This is a genomic window from Streptomyces sp. CA-294286 (genome assembly GCF_050947155.1).
Lineage (GTDB): Bacteria > Actinomycetota > Actinomycetes > Streptomycetales > Streptomycetaceae > Streptomyces.
Genome location: NZ_CP192004.1, coordinates 566793 through 585234, shown reverse-complemented (window position 1 = coordinate 585234; position 18442 = coordinate 566793). Strand labels below are relative to the sequence as shown.

The 18442-nt window shown below is 73.6% G+C and carries 17 protein-coding genes and 1 pseudogene; 10 read left to right on the top strand and 8 right to left on the bottom strand.

Going from position 1 to position 18442, the window contains the following annotated elements:
- Nucleotides 1-8: 8 nt before the first annotated feature.
- Both ACQPZG_RS02595 and ACQPZG_RS02590 read left to right on the top strand, forming a co-directional pair.
- On the top strand, nt 9-950 hold the full coding sequence (locus ACQPZG_RS02595; RefSeq protein ID WP_433544106.1) for a DUF5829 family protein: 942 nt from the start codon (nt 9-11) through the stop codon (nt 948-950).
- Nucleotides 951-1480: 530 nt separating this feature from the next.
- Nucleotides 1481-2575, top strand: a pseudogene (locus tag ACQPZG_RS02590) (pectate lyase family protein); the annotation flags it as partial.
- Between the two features lie 59 nt (nt 2576-2634).
- Here the strand turns inward: ACQPZG_RS02590 and ACQPZG_RS02585 are convergent.
- A complete protein-coding gene (locus ACQPZG_RS02585) occupies nt 2635-3453 on the bottom strand; it encodes a TetR/AcrR family transcriptional regulator (RefSeq protein WP_433544105.1) in 819 nt (272 codons plus the stop codon).
- Between the two features lie 143 nt (nt 3454-3596).
- Here ACQPZG_RS02585 and ACQPZG_RS02580 point away from each other — a divergent pair, with 143 nt between their 5' ends.
- From ACQPZG_RS02580 to ACQPZG_RS02555, 6 genes are all read left to right on the top strand, one after another.
- Nucleotides 3597-4589, top strand: a complete 993-nt coding sequence (locus ACQPZG_RS02580) for an ATP-binding cassette domain-containing protein (protein ID WP_433544104.1) — start codon at nt 3597-3599, stop codon at nt 4587-4589.
- Entirely contained in the window at nt 4582-5349 is a 768-nt protein-coding gene (locus ACQPZG_RS02575; RefSeq protein ID WP_433544103.1) for an ABC transporter permease, read from the top strand. The genes ACQPZG_RS02580 and ACQPZG_RS02575 overlap by 8 nt, the downstream gene beginning before the upstream one ends.
- Nucleotides 5350-5443: 94 nt before the next feature.
- Nucleotides 5444-5923, top strand: a complete 480-nt coding sequence (locus ACQPZG_RS02570) for a pyridoxamine 5'-phosphate oxidase family protein (protein ID WP_433544102.1) — start codon at nt 5444-5446, stop codon at nt 5921-5923.
- A gap of 479 nt (nt 5924-6402) precedes the next feature.
- Nucleotides 6403-7431 (top strand): FecCD family ABC transporter permease, encoded by a 1029-nt coding sequence (locus ACQPZG_RS02565; RefSeq protein WP_433544101.1) that lies wholly within the window; start codon nt 6403-6405, stop codon nt 7429-7431.
- Entirely contained in the window at nt 7431-8216 is a 786-nt protein-coding gene (locus ACQPZG_RS02560; RefSeq protein ID WP_433544100.1) for an ABC transporter ATP-binding protein, read from the top strand. The genes ACQPZG_RS02565 and ACQPZG_RS02560 overlap by 1 nt, the downstream gene beginning before the upstream one ends.
- Nucleotides 8217-8232: 16 nt before the next feature.
- Entirely contained in the window at nt 8233-9294 is a 1062-nt protein-coding gene (locus tag ACQPZG_RS02555) for an ABC transporter substrate-binding protein (protein WP_433544099.1), read from the top strand.
- A gap of 52 nt (nt 9295-9346) precedes the next feature.
- Here ACQPZG_RS02555 and ACQPZG_RS02550 read toward each other — a convergent pair whose 3' ends face one another.
- The 3 genes from ACQPZG_RS02550 to ACQPZG_RS02540 all read right to left on the bottom strand — a co-directional run bounded on the left by ACQPZG_RS02550 (nt 9347) and on the right by ACQPZG_RS02540 (nt 13549).
- A complete protein-coding gene (locus ACQPZG_RS02550) occupies nt 9347-11425 on the bottom strand; it encodes an iron ABC transporter permease (protein WP_433544098.1) in 2079 nt (692 codons plus the stop codon).
- Nucleotides 11426-11447: 22 nt separating this feature from the next.
- A complete protein-coding gene (locus ACQPZG_RS02545) occupies nt 11448-12434 on the bottom strand; it encodes an iron-siderophore ABC transporter substrate-binding protein (protein WP_433544097.1) in 987 nt (328 codons plus the stop codon).
- 128 nt (nt 12435-12562) lie between these two features.
- Nucleotides 12563-13549, bottom strand: coding sequence for an ABC transporter ATP-binding protein (locus ACQPZG_RS02540; RefSeq protein ID WP_433544096.1), 987 nt, complete (start codon nt 13547-13549; stop codon nt 12563-12565).
- Between the two features lie 192 nt (nt 13550-13741).
- Here ACQPZG_RS02540 and ACQPZG_RS02535 point away from each other — a divergent pair, with 192 nt between their 5' ends.
- Nucleotides 13742-14302, top strand: a complete 561-nt coding sequence (locus tag ACQPZG_RS02535; RefSeq protein WP_433544095.1) for a DUF664 domain-containing protein — start codon at nt 13742-13744, stop codon at nt 14300-14302.
- Between the two features lie 262 nt (nt 14303-14564).
- On the opposite strand, the gene ACQPZG_RS02530 is transcribed toward ACQPZG_RS02535, so the two are convergent.
- Nucleotides 14565-15173 (bottom strand): TIGR03086 family metal-binding protein, encoded by a 609-nt coding sequence (locus tag ACQPZG_RS02530; protein ID WP_433544094.1) that lies wholly within the window; start codon nt 15171-15173, stop codon nt 14565-14567.
- A 173-nt stretch (nt 15174-15346) separates the two neighbouring features.
- On the opposite strand from ACQPZG_RS02530, the gene ACQPZG_RS02525 reads away from it, so the two are divergent.
- Nucleotides 15347-16306 (top strand): helix-turn-helix transcriptional regulator, encoded by a 960-nt coding sequence (locus ACQPZG_RS02525; RefSeq protein WP_433544093.1) that lies wholly within the window; start codon nt 15347-15349, stop codon nt 16304-16306.
- A gap of 215 nt (nt 16307-16521) precedes the next feature.
- Here the strand turns inward: ACQPZG_RS02525 and ACQPZG_RS02520 are convergent, their stop codons facing one another.
- The 3 genes from ACQPZG_RS02520 to ACQPZG_RS02510 all read right to left on the bottom strand — a co-directional run bounded on the left by ACQPZG_RS02520 (nt 16522) and on the right by ACQPZG_RS02510 (nt 18358).
- Complete coding sequence (locus ACQPZG_RS02520) at nt 16522-17649, bottom strand: hypothetical protein (protein ID WP_433544092.1); 1128 nt, start codon at nt 17647-17649, stop codon at nt 16522-16524.
- A 299-nt stretch (nt 17650-17948) separates the two neighbouring features.
- A complete protein-coding gene (locus tag ACQPZG_RS02515; protein ID WP_433544091.1) occupies nt 17949-18215 on the bottom strand; it encodes a DUF6158 family protein in 267 nt (88 codons plus the stop codon).
- Nucleotides 18212-18358: a hypothetical protein gene (locus tag ACQPZG_RS02510; protein WP_433544090.1), complete on the bottom strand. Its 147-nt coding sequence runs from the start codon at nt 18356-18358 to the stop codon at nt 18212-18214. Before ACQPZG_RS02510 ends, ACQPZG_RS02515 begins: the two co-directional genes overlap by 4 nt.
- Between the last annotated feature and the right edge of the window lie 84 nt (nt 18359-18442).

The window sequence follows — 18442 nt, the reverse complement described above, 5'->3', positions numbered from 1 at the left end:
TTGCCCGCATGTTGCTTCGACGAGTGATGCGCATCTGCGTCGCCCTCGCTGTCGTCCTCGCGGGCGCGGTCCACGCGAGCGCGTCGGCCGCCGCGTCCGACGCCGGGCCGCTTCCGGCGGGACGTCAGCTCCTCCACTACAACCACGCCTACGGCGTCCTCGACCGCGAGACCGCCGACGCGATCGAACACTCCGCCTACCTCCGGGAGTTCGCCGACTTCCAGGTCCGCACGACCACGGGTTCCGGCGGCCAGACGTGGACCGGCCGCTATCTGCTCGGCCGCGAGACCTACCTCGAACTCTTCGGGGTCGGCGATCTGCCCGGCCAGGACGGCGGCCTCGGCGCGGGCGGACTGGCGCTCTCCGTGGAACGACGGGGCGAGCTGGCGGAGGTGGTCCGGCGGCTGCGGGACCAGGGGATCGAGGAACCCCTGGAATTCCCCCAGACGCGCGACTTCGGCGACGGGGTCCCGGTGCCGTGGTTCGACGCCGTGTTCACGTCCGGCGAGTACGACGCCTTCGGCGCCTGGGGCATGGAGTACCGCCCCGAGTACTTCGCCGACCCGCGCAGCCGGACCGGTCCGGCCCGCTTTCCCGGCGACGTCGGCAGGGACCGCTACCTGTCCGACGACTACCGCCGGCACCTGATGCGCGACATCACGTCGATCCGCCTCGCGGTCACCGCCCGCGACCTGGCCAACACGGTGCCGCTGCTGCGGGCGGGCGGGTTCTCCGTGCGGTCCGTCGAGGGCGGAGTCGTCGCGAAGGGCGGCGGCAGCACCATCCGGCTCGACGCCGTGCCCCGCGCGCAGGCGGGTCTGCGTCAGATCGGCATGTCCCTGAACCGGCCCGTCGCGCACCGGCACGAGGAGCGTCTCGGCCACTCGACCCTGGTGGTCGGCCCCGGCCCCCGGGCCGTGTGGGACTTCCCCGCCGCCGGGGGGCGATAGGGCCCCCCGTACGACCCCGGACAGACCGGCCGCTGAACGGGCCACGCACGCGAAGGCGTGCGTGGCCCGTTCCGTCGTCCGGCCAACTCCGCCGCGCGGCCGCTGACTTGGCAGGGCCGGGGGCCACCCCGGAGCCCGAGCCCGCAGAGTCCGCCGACCCGGCGGCGGGGAATGTTCCGCGTTCTGCGCGGAGTCTTGCCAGGGCATGGGGGCACCCCTATGGTCACGGGCAGAAAGCGCTTTCCCGCTTCATTGCTCCACCCGGGGACCGTTCGGCGGGACGGTCGTCGCGCCCCCACGAGCGACGTCGCGCAAGCGTCGCCCACGCTTTCACCGCCGGCGTGCGCCACCGGTCCCGTCAGGGGCTCCCCACGCCCCCGGCGTCGACACATCGACATGAGCATCCGCATCGGGCCGGTCCTCACCCTGCCCGGAATCAGGCCGTCCGGCATCCCCGACCGACCGCGCGGGACCACCCTCGCCCGCGCCGTCGGCACTCGCCGGACCGGACCACGAATTGGGAGCCGAGAATGAGACGAGCAGTCGCCCTGCGACTCAGTACGGCCCTGGCCACGACGGCGGCGACCGTCGCGACCGGCCTGTTCCTGACCACCCCCCACGCGTCGGCCGCCCCCGGCGGCGCCACCGGCTACGCGACCCAGAACGGCGGCACCACCGGCGGCGCGGGCGGCAAGACCGTACGCGCCACCACCGGAACGGCGATCCACGCCGCCCTGTGCGGCCGGGCGAGCAGCAGCACCCCGATCGTCATCGAGGTCGAGGGCACCATCAACCACGCCAACACCACCAAGGTGTCCGGCACGAGCTGCAACACCGCCGCCGGCGTCATCGAGCTCAAGCAGATCAGCAACGTGACGCTTCTCGGCGTCGGCAAGGGCGCCGTCTTCGACCAGTTGGGCATCCACCTGCGGGAGGCCCGCAACATCGTCATCCGCAACGTGACCGTGCGGAACGTCAAGAAGTCGGGCTCCCCCACCTCCAACGGCGGCGACGCCATCGGCATGGAGAGCAACGTCCGCAACGTTTGGGTCGACCACGTCTCCCTGGAGGCTTCGGGCGGCGAGTCCGAGGGCTACGACGGCCTCTTCGACATGAAGAACAACACCCAGTACGTGACGCTCTCGTACAGCACCCTGCGCAACTCCGGACGCGGCGGTCTCGTCGGGTCCAGCGAGACCGACGTCTCCAACAGCTTCCTCACGTACCACCACAACCTGTACGAGAACATCGACTCCCGCGCCCCGCTGCTGCGCGGCGGCACCGCCCACATGTTCAACAACCACTACACGCGCCTCAACGACTCGGGCATCAACTCCCGGGCCGGAGCCCGCGCCAAGGTGGAGAACAACTACTTCCAGGACTCCAAGGACGTCCTGGGCACCTTCTACACCACCACCGTCGGCCACTGGCAGGTCGGCGGGAACGTCTTCGACCGGGTGACCTGGTCGAAGCCCGGCAGCGACTACAAGCCCGCAGGACCCGACCCCCGGTCGACGACCACGATCGGCATCCCGTACGCCTACTCGCTCGACGGGGCCGCCTGCGTCCCGGCGACCGTGAGCCGGACGGCGGGCGCGAACAAGGGCCTCCAGGTGTCGAACGGCTGCTAGCCGACCTCGCTCCGGCCCCGGCACGGGCGGTCACCCGCCGCCCGTGCCGGGGCTCAGGCGCGGGCGACCAGCACCTCGACCCCGTCCAGCACCCGGCCCAGTCCGAAGGTGAAGTCGAAGTCGGGGTCGTCGGGACCGTTCATCACCCCCGACCGCAGCATCCTGCTGATCGCGGGGTGGCGGTCCGGGTCGACCAGGTGCGCCAGGGTGCGCGCGTAGTCCTCCAGGGCCGCCTGCGGGGTGACGCCGTTCGCCCGGAAACCGGCGTCCAGGTCCGCCGCGAGCAGCAGTTCGTTGCGCACGAAGCCGGAGACGAGCAGGATCACCGAGATCTTCTCGCCCTCGTCGAGCCCGCTTCCCTCCATGGCCCGCAGTCCCTGCTCCCACCAGTCGATCGCGTTCGGGCTGGCGGGCGGGCCGTGCACCGGGACGCGAAGCGCCCACAGGTTGCGCCGGTACCCCTCGCGCATGGCGAAGGCCCACCGCTCCAGGCCCTCGCGCCAGCCGCGTCCGGCGACGAGGTCCTCCGGCGGGGGGCCCATCGCGGCTTCCAGCATGAGGACGTACAGCTCCCCCTTGGCGCCGACGTACCGGTAGAGCGACATCGGGGCGGCACCCAGTTCCTTGGCGACGCGGCCCATGGAAACCGCTTCGAGCCCCTCGGAGGCGGCGATCCGTACGGCGGCCTCGACGATCCGCTCCAGACTCAGGCCGCGCTTGGGACCCTTGGCCGGACGCCCGCGCAACCCCCAGGCCGCTTCGAGGCCGGCGGGCAGGCCCGTGCCGCCGCCGCTCCGGCGCTCGCCCTCACCTCCGCCGTCGGTGCCGTGCCCGTCGCCCCCGGCGCTTCCGCTCCTGCCGCTGCCCGCCATGACCTCCGCCTTCCCTCCCGTGCTTGACGCCCATCCTAGGTATGCGTAACCCTTACGCAGTAGTGCGTATGCCATACGCAGAACGCGTGCCGTCCCGCGGCACGGCACTCCACGCACGGCGGACCCGGAAGGTGGCGACAGCCATGATCGAGGCGCACGGCCTCACCAAGTCGTATCGAAGGCGCGGCCGCGGGAGCGGCGGCGAAGGCGTCGACGGGGACGGCAGGCTGCACGTCCTGCGCGGCATCGACCTGCACGTCGCCCCCGGTACCGTGCACGCCCTGCTCGGGCCCAACGGCGCGGGCAAGACCACGGCCGTCCGCATCCTGGCCACCCTGACCCCGCCCGACAGCGGGACCGCCCGGGTCGCCGGTCACGACGTACGGGCCGAGCGGCGCGCGGTGCGCCGCTCGATCAGCCTGACCGGTCAGTTCGCGGCGATCGACGAGGCGCAGACCGGCGAGGAGAACCTGCGCATGATGGCCCGGCTGGCGGGCCTCACCCGCCGCGACGCCCGCCGCAGGGCCTCCGAACTCCTCGACCGCTTCGGCCTCCTGGCCGCGGGCCGCGAGCAGGCCCGTACGTACTCCGGCGGCATGCGCCGCCGCCTGGATCTCGCGGCGGGCCTGGTCGGCTCCCCTTCCGTCTTCTTCCTCGACGAGCCGACGACCGGACTCGACCCGCGCAGCCGCCGCCAACTCTGGCAGGCCGTCGGCGCGCTGGCCGCCGAGGACGGGGCCACGGTGCTGCTCACCACCCAGTACCTGGAGGAGGCCGACCGGTTGGCCGACCGCATCTCGGTCCTGCACAAGGGAGTCCTGGCCGCCGAGGGCACCGCGGCCGAACTGAAGGCACGGCTGGCCGGACACCGCCTGGACCTCACCCTCGCCTCCCGGGAGGCATACCTCCGCCTCGCCCACCGGGCCGTGCGGCACTCCCCCGAGACGCTCGGCCTGTCCGTCGCCACCGACGGCACGGCTCCCCACGTACGGGCGCTGCTCGACGAACTCGACCCGGCCGGCCGGGACATCACGCACTTCGCCCTGCACACCGCCACCCTCGACGACGTCTTCCTCGCCCTGACCGACGACGAGCGGCACGAGAACCAGAACCCGGAGCGGCCCGCCCATGTCTGAGACCGTGACCCGCCCTCTCGCCCAGCACCTGACCATGACCGGGCGCTCGATCCGCATCAGCAGCCGCAACATCGACGCGGTCATCACCTCGCTGGCGCTGCCCATCATGATCATGACGATCTTCGTCTACTTCTTCGGCGGTGCCATCAGCACCGGCCAGGAGTACCTCACCTACGTCACTCCCGGCGTCCTGGTCCTCTGCTCGGGCTTCGGCGCGGCGAGCACCGCGCAGAGCGTCGTCGGGGACATGCGGGAGGGCATCATCGACCGCTTCCGCTCCATGGACGTCAGCGGCGCCGCCGTCCTCACCGGGCACACGCTCGCCAGTACGACCCGCAACCTGCTCTCCACCGCCCTGGTCCTCGCCTTCGCCTTCGCCATCGGCTTCCGGCCGTCGGCGACGGCGGCCGGCTGGCTGGCCGCGGCCGCCCTGCTGGCCTCCTACATCCTCGCCATCTCCTGGCTGTCGGCGACGTTCGGTCTCCTCGCCAAGTCCCCCGAGGCGGCGGCCGGGTTCACCTTCTTCATGACGTTCCTGCCCTACCCGTCCAGCGCGTTCGTGCCCGTCGGCACCATGCCCTCCTGGCTGCACGCCTTCTCCGAGCACCAGCCCGTCACCCCGGTCATCGAATCCCTGCGGGGCCTGCTGCTGGGCCTGCCGGTCGGCCACACCCCGTGGCTGGCGCTGGCCTGGTGCGCGGGCATCCTGGCGGTGTCGGCGGCGGTGTCCGGGGCGCTCTTCCGGGCACGTACGGCGTGAGGGAGCGGCGCGGCCCTCCCTTCGCCGACGGGACCGCGGACGTAGGACCGATGGCCCATGCGGGGCGGCCGGGCCGCATCTAGGGTCGACGCTCATGGAGATCACGCAGAGCGAGCGCCGCGATTCGGCGGAACGTACCCGTGCCACTCTCGAACGGCTCGCCGCCGAACGGGACATGTGGGTGTCCACGGCCCACCCGGAGCACGGCCCGCACCAGGTGCCGCTGTGGTTCCTGTGGGACGGGCGGGCGGTGTGGGTGTGCACGGCGGAGACGTCCGTGACCGTGCGCAACGTCCGCGCCGAGCCGCGGGTGCGCCTGGCGCTGCCGGACACCGCCGACGTGGTGACGCTCGCCGGGCGGGCGGAGTGCTTCGCGTCGCGGGACGTGCCCGAGGAGGCCGCGGAGGCCTTCACCGACAAGTTCGGCTGGGACCCGCGGGCGGAGACGAAGCCCCATGTCCACGTGCGGGTGACGCCGAGCACCGTGCGTGCCTGGCACGGTGAGCCGGAGCTGCGCGGCCGGGTGATCATGCGCGACGGCGCGTGGCTGGGCGGGGCGCCGGAGACGACCTGATCGCGTTCCGGGCCCTCCTCCCCCATCTTCGCGCCGCGCCGGGCGAGGGAGAGCCCGGGACGACGGGCGGCCGGAGCGTCGACCGCGCGGGGCGGGAACGGCGGGCCGCGAGGCGACGGCCCCGGAGGGCGCGGCAGCACACCCCTGTCCGTCCCGGCGTCCGGCACCCGCTAGGCTGCGAGTCGCCCCGCGGGGGAAGTCCGGTCGAAGTCCGGCGCTGACCCGCAACGGTAGACGGAGCCCCCAAGTGGGGGCCCCGTAAGCCCGATCACCCGCGGCGGTGAAGCGCTCCTGACAATCGCCGTGGACTGCGAGAGGTGCCGCACGGGGCGCCCCGCGCCCGGCGCCGCTCCTTGGGTTACGCAGCAGCACGGCCCGAGGCGAAAGCGAACCCGCCCGTGGCCATCCCCCTCGCCCGCCCTCCCGCCGCGCCACCGCGCCCGGCCCCCGCCGCAGGTGCCGGCCGCGGACGCGCACCGGTGGCGCTGCCGGTCCTGCTGCCCGTGCTGGGCGCCGGACTGCTGCTGTCGCTGGTGTGCGGGGCGGGGATCGGCGCCTCCGGGCTCACCTGGGGCGAGGTGGCCCGCTATCTGTGGGCGGGGCTGAGCGGCGGGACGATCGCGCCCGGCGAGGTCTCCGCGTACACCATCGTGTGGGAGCTGCGTTTTCCGCGCGCCGTGCTGGCGGCGGTCGTCGGGGCGGGGCTTTCGGCCATCGGCGTGGCGGTGCAGGCGATGGTGCGCAACGCGCTCGCCGATCCGTTCGTGCTGGGGATCTCCTCGGGGGCCGCCGTCGGCGCCAACGCGGTGCTGATCTTCGGGGCGTTGGGGGCGCTGGGGATGTGGGCGCTGTCCGCGGCCGCGTTCGGCTCGGCGCTGCTGGCGATGACGCTGGTGTACGCCATCGCCCGCACCCCGCGGGGGCTGACCCCGTTGCGTCTGGTGCTGACGGGGACGGCGATGTACTACGGGTTCTCGGCGATCACGACGTTCATGGTGTTCGCCGCCGACCGGGGCGAGGCGGCACGCTCGGCGATGATGTGGCTGCTGGGCAGCCTCGGCGGGGCGAGCTGGGCGTCGGTGCCGATCGCGGCGGGGGCGGTGCTCGGCGGTCTCGTCCATCTGGGCTGGTCGGCGCGGCGGTTGAACGCCCTGGCGATGGGCGACGAGACGGCCGCCGCGCTGGGCGTGGACGCGGGCAGGCTGCGCAAGGAGCTGTTCCTGGTGTCCGCGGCCGTCACGGGTGCGGTGGTCGCGGTGAGCGGGGCGATCGGTTTCGTGGGGCTGATGGTCCCGCACGGGGTGCGGATGCTGGTCGGCGCAGACCACCGGCGGTTGCTGGCCGTCGCACCGCTGGTCGGGGCGGTGCTGCTGATCTGGGTGGACATCCTGTCCCGGGTGGTGCTGGCACCGGTCGAACTGCCCGTGGGCGTGCTCACCGCCGTCGTCGGCGTGCCCTGCTTCATCCTGCTGATGCGCCGTCACTCCTACACCTTCGGAGGTGTGTGATGCGGCTCGACATCGAGGCGCTGACCGTCGACGTCCCGGGCTCCCGGCTGGTGGACGAGGTCACGTTGTCCGCGGACAACGGCCGGCTCGTCGGTCTGGTGGGTCCCAACGGCAGCGGGAAGTCCACCCTGTTGCGGTGCGCGTACCGGGCGCTGCGCCCCAGCGCGGGGGCGGTCCTGGTCGACGGGGACGACCTCGCCGCGCTCAGTACCCGCGAGGGCGCCCGCAGGCTGGCGGCGCTGCCCCAGGAGGCGGTGGCCGAGTTCGACTTCACGGTGGCGGAGGTCGTCGCGATGGGGCGGCTGCCGCACCAGCGGTCGGTGGCACGCGCCTCGGAGGAGGACCGCCGGGTGTGCGCGGGGGCCCTGGAGCAGGTGGGGGCCGCCCACCTCGCGGGCCGCGGTTTCCTCTCCCTGTCCGGCGGCGAGAAGCAGCGGGTCCTCATCGCCCGCGCGCTCGCCCAGCAGCCCCGGGTGCTCGTCCTGGACGAGCCCACCAACCACCTGGACATCGCCCAGCAGTTGGAGGTCCTCGCCCTGGTGCGCGACAGCGGTCCGACCGTGCTCACCGCGCTGCACGACCTCAACCTCGCCGCTCTCCACTGCGACGTGCTGTACGTCATCCGGGCGGGCCGCATCGTCGCCCACGGTCCCCCGCACGACGTGCTGTCGACCGAGCTGCTCGCCGAGGTCTTCGGCGTACGGGCGCACCGCGTCCCGCACCCGGAGTCCGGCGCCGTACAGCTGCTCTTCGACCGTCTCGTCGTCCCGTCCCCCACTCCCTGAGGAGCCCCTGCCCACCATGCCCCACCACCACCGCCACCACCTCCGCCACCACCTCCGCCACCACCTCCGCCGGCGCCCCGCGGCGCTCGGACTCGCCGCCGTGCTGACCCTGACCCTCTCCGGCTGCGGCGCGCAGGTCGCCGGGACGGACAGCGCCAAGCCGGGCAGCGGCCACTACCCGGTGACCGTCGAGAACTGCGGGGAGAAGAAGACGTACGAGAAGGCCCCGCAGCGCGTGGTCACCAACGACGTCGGCATCACCGAGATCATGTTCGCGCTCGGCCTCGAAAAGCGGATGGCGGGCTTCGTGATGCCCGACGACAAGGGCGACCTGACGTCCGTGCCCTGGAAGGACGGCTACACCAAGACCAAGTGGCTGTCGAAGAAGGGCATCAACAAGGAGCTCGTGCTCGACGCACGCGCCGACCTGGTGTTCGCGGGCTGGAACTACGGTTTCGACGAGGGCGAGGGCTTCACGCCCGCGGAACTCGCGAAGATCGGCGTCGGCTCGTACCTGCTGAGCGAGTCGTGCCGCAACGGGCGCGGCACCGCGCGCGGAGTGATGGCCCCGCTCGACGCGCTCTACACCGACCTGCTCAACCTGGGCCGGATCTTCGACGTCGAGGACCGTGCCGAAGCCCTGGTCGCGAAGTTCCGCAAGCAGGTCGCGGAGGCGGAGGGGAAGGCGCTGAAGGGCGCCGACCGGCCGCGCGTCTTCCTCTACGACGACGGGCGGGACAAGCCGTTCACCTCGGGCGCGTACGCCGGACCGCACGACATCATCACCCGCGCGGGCGGCGACCACGTCATGAAGGACCTCAAGGACAGCTGGGCGACGGTGGGCTGGGAGACGGTGGTGGCGCGGGACCCCGAGGTGATCGTGATCAACGACTACGGGGACACCACCGCCGAGCAGAAGCGCACGTTCCTGAAGTCCTACCCGCCGCTCGCCAACGTCTCGGCGGTGAAGAACGACCGGATCGTGGTCCTGGACTACGTGGACCTGGTGGAGAGCCCCCGCAATCCGGCGGCGGTCGCCTCGCTCGCCGAGGACCTGCGGAGGCTGACCGGCCGGTGACGCGGAAGGGCGCGGAGCGGATGTTCCCGCTCCGCGCCCTCGGGGGCCGCCGCTACCGCGCGTCCCCCCTGCTCCGCAGCAGCAGCCACAGGAAGTACGGCGTCCCGATGACCGCCGTCAGCAGCCCCGCGCCCAGCTGTGCCGGCGCGATGACGGTACGGCCCACCACGTCCGCCGTGCCCACCAGCACCGCGCCGAGCAGGACCGCCACCGGCACCACGCGCGCGTGCCGGCGGCCGACCAGGGCGCGGGCGGCGTGCGGGGCGACCAGGCCGACGAAGGCGATGGTTCCGGCGGCGGCGACGGCCGCCGCGCTCAGCAGCACGCCCAGCGCGAGGAAGCCCAGGCGGGAGCGGGAGAGCCCGAGGCCGAGCAGCCGCGGGGTGTCCTCGTCGAGGGAGACCAGGTCGAGTTCGGTGCGCCGCACGAACGCCACGGCCGCCCCCGCCGCCAGGATCACGCCGAGCGGCAGCAGGTCGGGCATGGTCCGCCCGTACGTCGAACCCGACAGCCAGGTCAGTGCCTTGGTGGCGTTGAAGGGGTCGGTCAGCACGATGAGCAGGCTGATCAGCGCGGTGCTCGCGGTGGCGACGCCCATGCCGACGAGGACGAGCCGGTTCTGCTGGAAGCCGCCGCGCGCGGAGAGCCCGAAGACGACGACGGCGGAGAGGGCCGCGCCCGCGAAGGCCGCCCCCGCCATGCCGGTCGGCCCGGCCATCGGCACGGTCGTCACCAGGAGCACCGCGCCCAGCGCCGCACCGCCGGAGACGCCCATCACGCCCGGTTCGGCGAGCGGGTTGCGGGTCACCGCCTGGATGAGGGTGCCCGCCAGGGCGAGGGCCGCGCCCGCGAGGAGGGCGGCCAGGACGCGCGGGACCCGGGTGTCCAGCACGAAGGTCACGGCCCGCCCGGCGTTGCCCTGCGCCCAGTTCAGCACGTCGCCGAGCAGCAGTTTGGAGTCGCCCAGGAGGACGGAGGCGACGGTCAGCCCGACGAGGACCGCGAAGAGGACGGCCGTCACGGTGACGAAGACGGTACGGCTGCGGATGCGGAGCCGGTCGGGCGGCGACGCGGCGCCCAGGTCCCGTCCCCTGGTCGCCAGGACGATCAGGAACACCGCGCCGACGAGGCTGGTGACGACGCCGGTCGGCACGGACACGGACGTGTCCGCGGAGACGAGGGTGCGCAGCACCACGTCCGAGCCGAGCACCAGCGCGGCGCCCGCCAGCGCGGAGACGCTCACGCCGACGCGGATGCGGGTGAACGCCCGGTGGCGGCGCGCCAGTACGCGCACCAGCGCCGGGGCGCACAGTCCGACGAAGCCGATCGGCCCGCACAGGGTGACGGCCGCGGCGGACAGCAGGGCGGCCAGTACGACGGTGACCACCCGGGTGGCGCGCACGGGCACGCCGAGCCCGCGTGCCGCGTCGTCGCCGAGCGCCAGGGCGTCGACCCGGCGGGCGACCAGCAGCAGTCCGGCGAGTCCCACGACGGCCAGCGGCACCATCCACAGCACGCCGCCGAAGCCGTTCTGGCCGATGCTGCCCTGGTTCCAGGCGTACAGCCCCTGCGTCTCCACGGGGAACAGCAGCAGCATGCCCTCCGTGACGGCGGTGAGCCCGAGGGTGAGCGCGGTGCCGGCGAGCACGAGGCGCACGGTCCCCGCGCCGAGGCCGGACATCCCGAGCACGACCGCGGCGGCGGCCAGGCCGCCGACGAAGGCGACGCCGGAGGAGGCGAGCAGCGGCAGCGAGACGCCGGTGGCGGCGACCAGCCCGAGCGCCACGTAGGAACCGGCGTTGACGGCGAGGGTGTCCGGCGAGGCGAGGACGTTGCGGCTGACGGCCTGGAGGGCCGCGCCCGCCATGCCGAGGACCGCGCCGACGAAGACTCCGGCGGCCATGCGCGGCAGCCGGGAGGCGATGACGACGGAGGAGTCCCCCGGTGCGGCGTCGCCGGTGAACGCCTTCCAGACCTGGGCGGCGCCGACGTGCGCGGTGCCCTGGGTGACGTCGACGACGGCGAGGGCGGCGACCAGCAGGACGAGCACGGCCGTCACCGCCACCGCGCCGCCCTTCCGGGAGGCCGCCGCCGTGGTGGGGGCGGCGGGAGCGGTGGTGGTGACGGCCATGGTGTGTACGCGTGTCCCGTCGTTACTTCTTCAGCGCGGTGACGACGGAGTCGACGTACATCTCCATCGACGCGGTGCCGCCGAACATCCACACGCCGTCGGGCAGACGGTGCACCTTGTTCCCCGTGACGAAGGGCAGGGACTTCCACACCGCGTTGTCGGCGAGGACGCCGGTGAACACGGTGCTGCTCTTGTCGCTGTCGTTGGAGACGTAGCCGAACACGGTGTCCTTGTCGAGCTTGGTCAGGCCCTCGACGTCGGTGGCGCCCAGACCGTACGCGGGGTCGCCCTTGACCTGCCAGGGGTTGGTCAGGCCGAGCCGGTCGTTGACGGCGCCGATCAGCGAGCCGCTGGTGAAGGGCCGGATGGAGACCTGGTTGCCCTGCGCGTAGCCGTCGGCGAAGGCGAACTTCGTGCCCTGGTGGCCGGCCTTCTCCAGCTCCTGCTTGCCGGTGGCGAGCTTGGCCTCGAAGTCCTTCTTGAGCTTGTCGCCCTTCTCGGTGGTGCCGGTGGCCCGCGCGATCATGTCCAGGCTCTTGGTCATCTGACCGATCGGGTCCTTGGCGTCGGCCGCCTTCAGGGTCAGGACCGGGGCTATCTTCTCCAGCTGCTTGACGGCGGCCGGCGGAAGGTCCGTGGTGGCGACGACGAGGTCGGGCGCGAGGGCGGCGACGGTGTCCATGCTGGGCTCGCCGCGGGTGCCGATGTCCTTCGGGCTGCCCTTCAGCGGGGCGGCCTTGTCCCAGGCGGTGTAGCCCTTGACATCCGCGACGCCGACCGGGTCGACGCCGAGCGAGACCAGGTGCTCGACGACGTCCCACTCGGTACCGACGACCTTCCTGGCGGGGCCGTCCAGCTCCACCTTCTTGCCGGCGGCGTCGGTGAAGGAGATCTTCTCGGCCGGCTTGGTGTCCGCCTTCTTGTCCGCGGCGGGCTCGGTGGTGCCGCAGGCGCCGAGGGTCAGGACGGCGGCGGTGGCCGCGGTGGCGGCGAGGAGGAGTCGTCTCATGGGGGCACTGAGCCTTTCACTGTGCGCGGGGGTGCGCGTTCTGCTGGTGGAGGGTCGTTCTTACGGGGTGGGCGGGCGGGCGTCCGGTCGCCCGGGGGCAGGACGCCCCGGGGTACGTGCCTGTCGCGCTACGCGGTGCTGCTGGCGGTGCTCACCCGTACGCCGCCGCTGTCGCCACTACCGTCGCCGGGCGCGCAGTTTCCGTCGCCCGTACCGTCGTCGCGGTGGGCGCCGACGCTGTCGCGGTCGGCGTCCAGCACGCGGACGCCGTCGGGTGTGCGCCTGGTGTGGTGGCGGCCGATCGCGCGGGTGCGCAGCCGTCCGGTCAGCGGGTCGGTGGACACTTCGATGCGGATGCCGTACGTGTCGGTCAGCCGCTCCGGGGTGAGTACGTCCCCCGGCTCGCCGTCCGCGATAACCCGGCCCGCCCGGAGCAGTACGATCCGGTCGGCGACGGCCGCCGCCTGGTCGAGGTCGTGCAGCACGACGCCGACGGCGATCGCGTGGTCGTCCGCCAAGTCCCGTATCAGGTCCAGCAGTTCCACCTGATAGCGCAGGTCGAGGTAGGTCGTCGGTTCGTCCAGCAGCAGCACGCCGGTCTCCTGCGCGAGGCAGCCCGCCAGCCACACCCGCTGCAACTGGCCGCCGGAGAGGTGTTCGGCGCCCCGCTCGGCCAGTTCGGCGACGCCGGTCATCCCGAGCGCCCGGTCCACGGCCTCCCGGCCGCCGGGGTCGCTCCGGCCCCAGCGCCCCCGGTAGGGGTAGCGTCCGAACTCCACCACGTCGCGCACGGTCAGCCCGCTGGGCGTGGGCCGTCCCTGGGTCAGCAGCGCGATGTGCCGCGAGAACTCGCGCGGGGACAGCGCGAAGCCGTCCGTACCGCCGTCGAGGGTCAGCGTCGCACTCCGCGCCCGCTGCAACCGCGCCACGGTGCGCAGCAGCGTCGACTTGCCGCTGCCGTTGGGGCCGACCAGCACGGTCACCCGTCCGGGCGCCAGTTCGAGGGACGCCTCGTGCACCACGTCGACTCCGTCGTACGCCACGGTGACACCCGTGGCGGCGAGGGCGTGACCGCGGGCCGGTGCGGCCTGGGGGAGTTCTTCTCCGACATTCACACGGCGAAGGTTAGCCTAACCTAATGTTGGCTGAAAACATCCGGTCCCGTTACCGGGCATCCGCACGGCAGCCCCCGCGGTGCCCGCCGCCGAACCGCTGTGCCCGGGGGCGGGATTGGCCGCCGTCACGCGCGCGCTCCGGCCCGTGCAAACCGGTGGCGGACCGGGCCCGGACCGGCCACCATGGCTCTCATGAACGAGCAGCCCGCACGTTGGACCCCGGCGACCGTCTACCCGGACATGTGGGTCGATCCGGACGACGACCCCCGCAACAGCGACGGCGGCAGCCCGGACGGCGAGCTGCCGACGCTGCTGGAATTCCTGAAGGACTATCGCCTGACCCTGCGGATGAAGTGCGAGGGCCTGACTCCGGAACAGCTGGCGCGGCGCTCGGTGCCGCCGTCGACGATGTCGCTGCTCGGCCTGCTGCGGCATCTCGCCCAGGTGGAGCGGGACTGGCGCAACTGGATCACCGACGGAGATCCGCTGCCGAAGCTGTACGGGAAGAAGGACGTCGACTTCGAGGGCGCGGTCGCCGAACAGTCCGTGGTGGACGCCGCGTACGCCGACCTGGAACGCGAACAGGCCGCCACCGACGCCGCCCTGGCCGCCCATCCGGACCTGGGCACGCGGCTTGGCAAGGACGGGACGGCGGTCCGCGAACTGATGGTGCACCGGATCGAGGAGTACGCACGGCACTGCGGCCACGCCGACCTGCTGCGCGAGTGCGTCGACGGCCGGGTGGGGCAGTAGCGGGCAGCGCCACCCCTCGCGCGCACAGGCCGCGGAGGCCCTACGGGCGAGGAGCACCGGCCGAGTACCGGAAACGTCCCGTGCCGTGACGGCGCTGCCGGGCCGCCGCGGGCACCCCGCCACTGCCCGACCGCGCGGCGGGACGCCCCGCAGGCCGACGCGCCCCGCCCGCCGGCCGGGCGCCCTCGCACGGAGCGCTCCGCCCGCCGCGCCTTCGCACGGAGCGCCCCGCCCGCCGGACGGTTGCCCGTCCGTCAGGCCGTCACGGGGTGCGGCCGGACCACGCCACGAGGCGGTCGATGTCCGGTGCCTCCGGAGCGACGTCCACCACGGCGGCGAACGGGACCGGGCCGCCGCGCGGTTGAGCGGGCAGGGCGCGCGGGGCGGCGGCGAGACAGACCTTCAGCAGCTCCGGGTCCCAGGTGGGGCGCTGACCCGTCGCGGTGGCCAAGTCCCATGTGTGCAGGGTGAATTCGGTGGTGAAGGCGACCGCTACGGCTGCCCCGGGCAGGGTGCCGAAGGGCAGGGTGAGCGCACGCTCCAGGACCGCGGGGTCGGCCCACGCCTCCGCGGCGTCACGGGCCGCGGCCTCCCACGCCTTCAGGACGTCACCGTCCGCGAAGTCGTCCGCGACGAGCGGCTGGCTCGCGGGATCGCCGCCGTTCGCGGCGAGGGCGATCCGGCGCAGCGCGGCCACGAGGTGGCGCGAGAGCTGCCCGACGGTGTACTCCGTGCAGGGCGTCGGATCGTCGAGTCGGCCGGCCCGTACGGCGGCCAGGGTGCGCCCGGCCAGTGCCACGGCCGTGTTCAGGAACGGGCGGGGGTCTGCGGGGGCGGCGGGGCCCGGTGCGGTGTGCGCGGTGTGCGTCATGTGCTCATTCTGGAAGCTGAACAGGCCACCTCCTGGCCACTTTCCGGAGAGGATGACCTGCGGGGCAGGAGAAGGCCCGCAGGAGAAGAGAAGCGCGCACAGGAAGGGCACCGGCATGACGACCGACTCGGGAAGCGGCCCGGCATGACGACGGATCCGGGAAGCGGCCCGGCATGAGGGCCGACCGCCTGGTGGCGACCCTGCTGTTCCTCCAGTCGCGCGGGCGCGTCACCGTGGCCGAGGTGGCGGCCGAACTCGAAGTCTCCGAGCGGACCGCGCGCCGCGACCTGGAGGCCCTGTCGACCGCCGGCATCCCCGTGTACTCCCAACGCGGCCGGGGTGGCGGCTGGTCGCTGGTCGGCGGCGCCCGCACCGACCTCACCGGGCTGACCGCCGAGGAGATCCGCTCGCTCTTCCTGCGCGCGGGATCGGCGACGGCGACGCCGGAACTGCGCACGGCACTGCGGAAGTTGGTGCGGGCGCTGCCCGCTCCGCTGCGTTCGGACGCCGAGGCCGCCGCTCGGTCCCACATCGTCGACGCCACCGACTGGACACGCACGGACGCCACGGCCCCCGAACCGCAGCTCGCCGCCCTCCGGCGGGCCGTGGTGGACGGCCATCAGGTGCGGCTCGGGTACGCGGGTCCCGGAAAGCCGGCGTCCGTGCGGACGGTCCACCCGCTGGGACTGGCCTTCAAGGCGGGCAACGAGTACCTCGTCGCCGACACCGAGGACGGCCTGCGCACGTTCCGGCTCAGCCGCGTCCTGACCGTGGAGCCGACCGGCGATCCGGTGGACCGACCGGAGAGCTTCGACCTGCCGGCCGTCTGGCGCTCCCTCGCGGCGCGACTGGAGGAGCGGATGCTGGCGGCGACGGTGCGGGCACGCGCGGAGCCGGGCACCCTCGCCCTCCTGGAGCGACTGTTCGAGGGGCGGCTGCGGATCGGTGAGACGCTGCCCGACGGCTGGTCCGCGGTGACGGTCGACGGGCCGACGGCGGAGGTCGTCGCGGGTCAACTGGCCGCGTTCGGCGCACGGATCGAGGTGCTGGACCCTCCCCGGGCGCGCGAGCGGCTCGCCCGCCTGGCGGTGGAGCTCGCCCGCGTCTACGGCACGCCGGACTCCGTGCCGTAGACGATCCGTGGGCCACCGCTACGGAACCGGCGTCGAGCCGCCCACCATCGGCGGCCGCCGAACTGCCGGCGGTGCACCTCGATGTCGGCGTACCGGCCCGGCGGACGAAGAACGGCACGGGCCGCGCCCGCCTCCGGGGCCGCCTCCGGGGCCGGGTCCGGGGCCGGGTCCGCCTCCGGTAGGGAGTGCGCCGACCGCGGGAAACCGCCGACCGCCTACGTCCGCGTCGCCGTTCCGCAGCCCGCGCCGTCGGCGTCCTTCATCCGCTCCGTCATCGGCGTGCTGCGGTCGTAGGGGTCGACCTCGGGGCCCGTGCCCGCGCCGGAGCGTTCGACGCCGAAGGTCGGGGCAAGGCGGCCTGAGGTGTCGCGGCAGCCCGCGTTCGTCATGTGCACGGTGTAGGAGTCGAGGGAGAAGGTGCCTGCCTCGGTCTTCACCTTCTCGGGATCGTCCCAGCTCAGCACGGTTTCGCGCCGCACGATCGTGCGGGCCACCTCCTCGCTGCCCGCCGCGGCGCGCACGACCGGGTAGACGAACGTGACGTCGGCCGTCACCTGGAGCGCGCCGTGCTCGCCCTCCTGGAAGGCGAGGCGGCCCCGGGTCTTGATGACGTCGCCGACCAGGCGGGTGCGCGAGGGGTCGAACCGGCTGAAGAGCAGCAGCGGGTCCTTCTTCGCGTCGGACACGCGTGAGGTGGTGAAGGCGGTCGACAGGTAGTCCTGGACGTCCTTCTGGTGCGGGTTGATGAGGGCGACGGCCCGATCGGGGCGCTCGCCCCGGAGCACGCCAGGGTCCAGATTGGACGCGGCGAGGAAGTCCCGGGTGCGGGCGAGGGCCTGGGCCACCTGTGCGGTGTTCATCCAGCCCGTCGCCCTGGCCGGTGGCACGGTGATTCCGGCCGCACCGTTCGCCCACTGGGCCGCGGGCGAGCCCCGGAAGGGTTCGGCGAGGGTGGGCCGCAGGGGCGTCTGTTCGGCGGGCGGGCCGGTCGGCCGCTGCGACTCGGGGGCCTGCGCGCCGACGGCGTCCGTCGTGCCGTCCGCACCGCCGAACCAACCGGTGGCACGGTCGGCGAGCCCCGGCACCAGCGCCACGGCGAGCAGCGCCGACGCGGCCACCAGCACCGCCGCGTGCCACCCCTTGAAGCGGCGCGGCGCGGCGGGCTCGTAGGAACGCCACGCCTGCGGGCGTACCGGCTCCTCACGCAGCCGTCGCGTCACCTCCCGTGCCCGCGCCGAGGGCTCCTCGGGCGCGTCCGGCACTCCGGCGGCGGACTCCCGCAGGAACCGCTCCCACTCCTCGTCGGACACGGACGAACCGTCCTGTCCCCCACCCGCACTCATCCCCGACTCCTCGTACCGACCGCCGCTGGGGCCCCTCCCCGGGATCGTCCCCGCATGATCCCACAGCCCTTCTCCCGGCCGTCGATCGGCGGGGAGGCCCCGGGCTGGGCCCGTGCGCCGGTGGAGCGGGGTGCGTACCGCAGAGCGGACGGGGCCGCCGCACGGGCGGGTCGCAACGCGGTGCGGCGGGACCAACAGCGCACGTCCCGCGGCGACTTCGGACCCGGCACGCCCCATGCCGTACCGCGGGCCCCACACCGCGACACCGGCGCGGCACGAGCACGTGCCACGCCCGCGCGTCACGTTTCGCGTGCGCGGGCGCCCTCTCGCGTCCGGTGGGCGGAGACGGCACGCTCCGGGTGGCGGCGTACGTACTCGTCCTCCAGTTCCGCGGTCCGCCGGGTGTGCTCGGCGAGCGCGTCACCGCTGCCGTGCAGGAAGGTCTCGTGCCGCGTACGGTGCACGCTCTCCAGTTCCTGGAGCAGTACGTCCTCGCTCAGCCGGGCCGGGTCGACGCCGTGCGCGGGTCCGGGTTCGCGGCCGGGACCGTCACCGGGGCCCCTCACTTGTTCTGCTCCGTCAGTGCGTCGCGGACCCTGCCGAGCAGGACCGCCACCGGGTCGTCGTGCTCGGCCCTCGGCGACTTCGCCGTTCCGGCCGACCGTTGCTGCCGGGCCTCGCGGCCCCTTGCGGGTTGCTGCGCGGTCATGATCGTACATCTCCTCTCGCGCGGGAACACCGTGCCCTCCTGCGAGTAACCGAGCCGCCGCCGCCCAAACCGCCGACCGGCGCC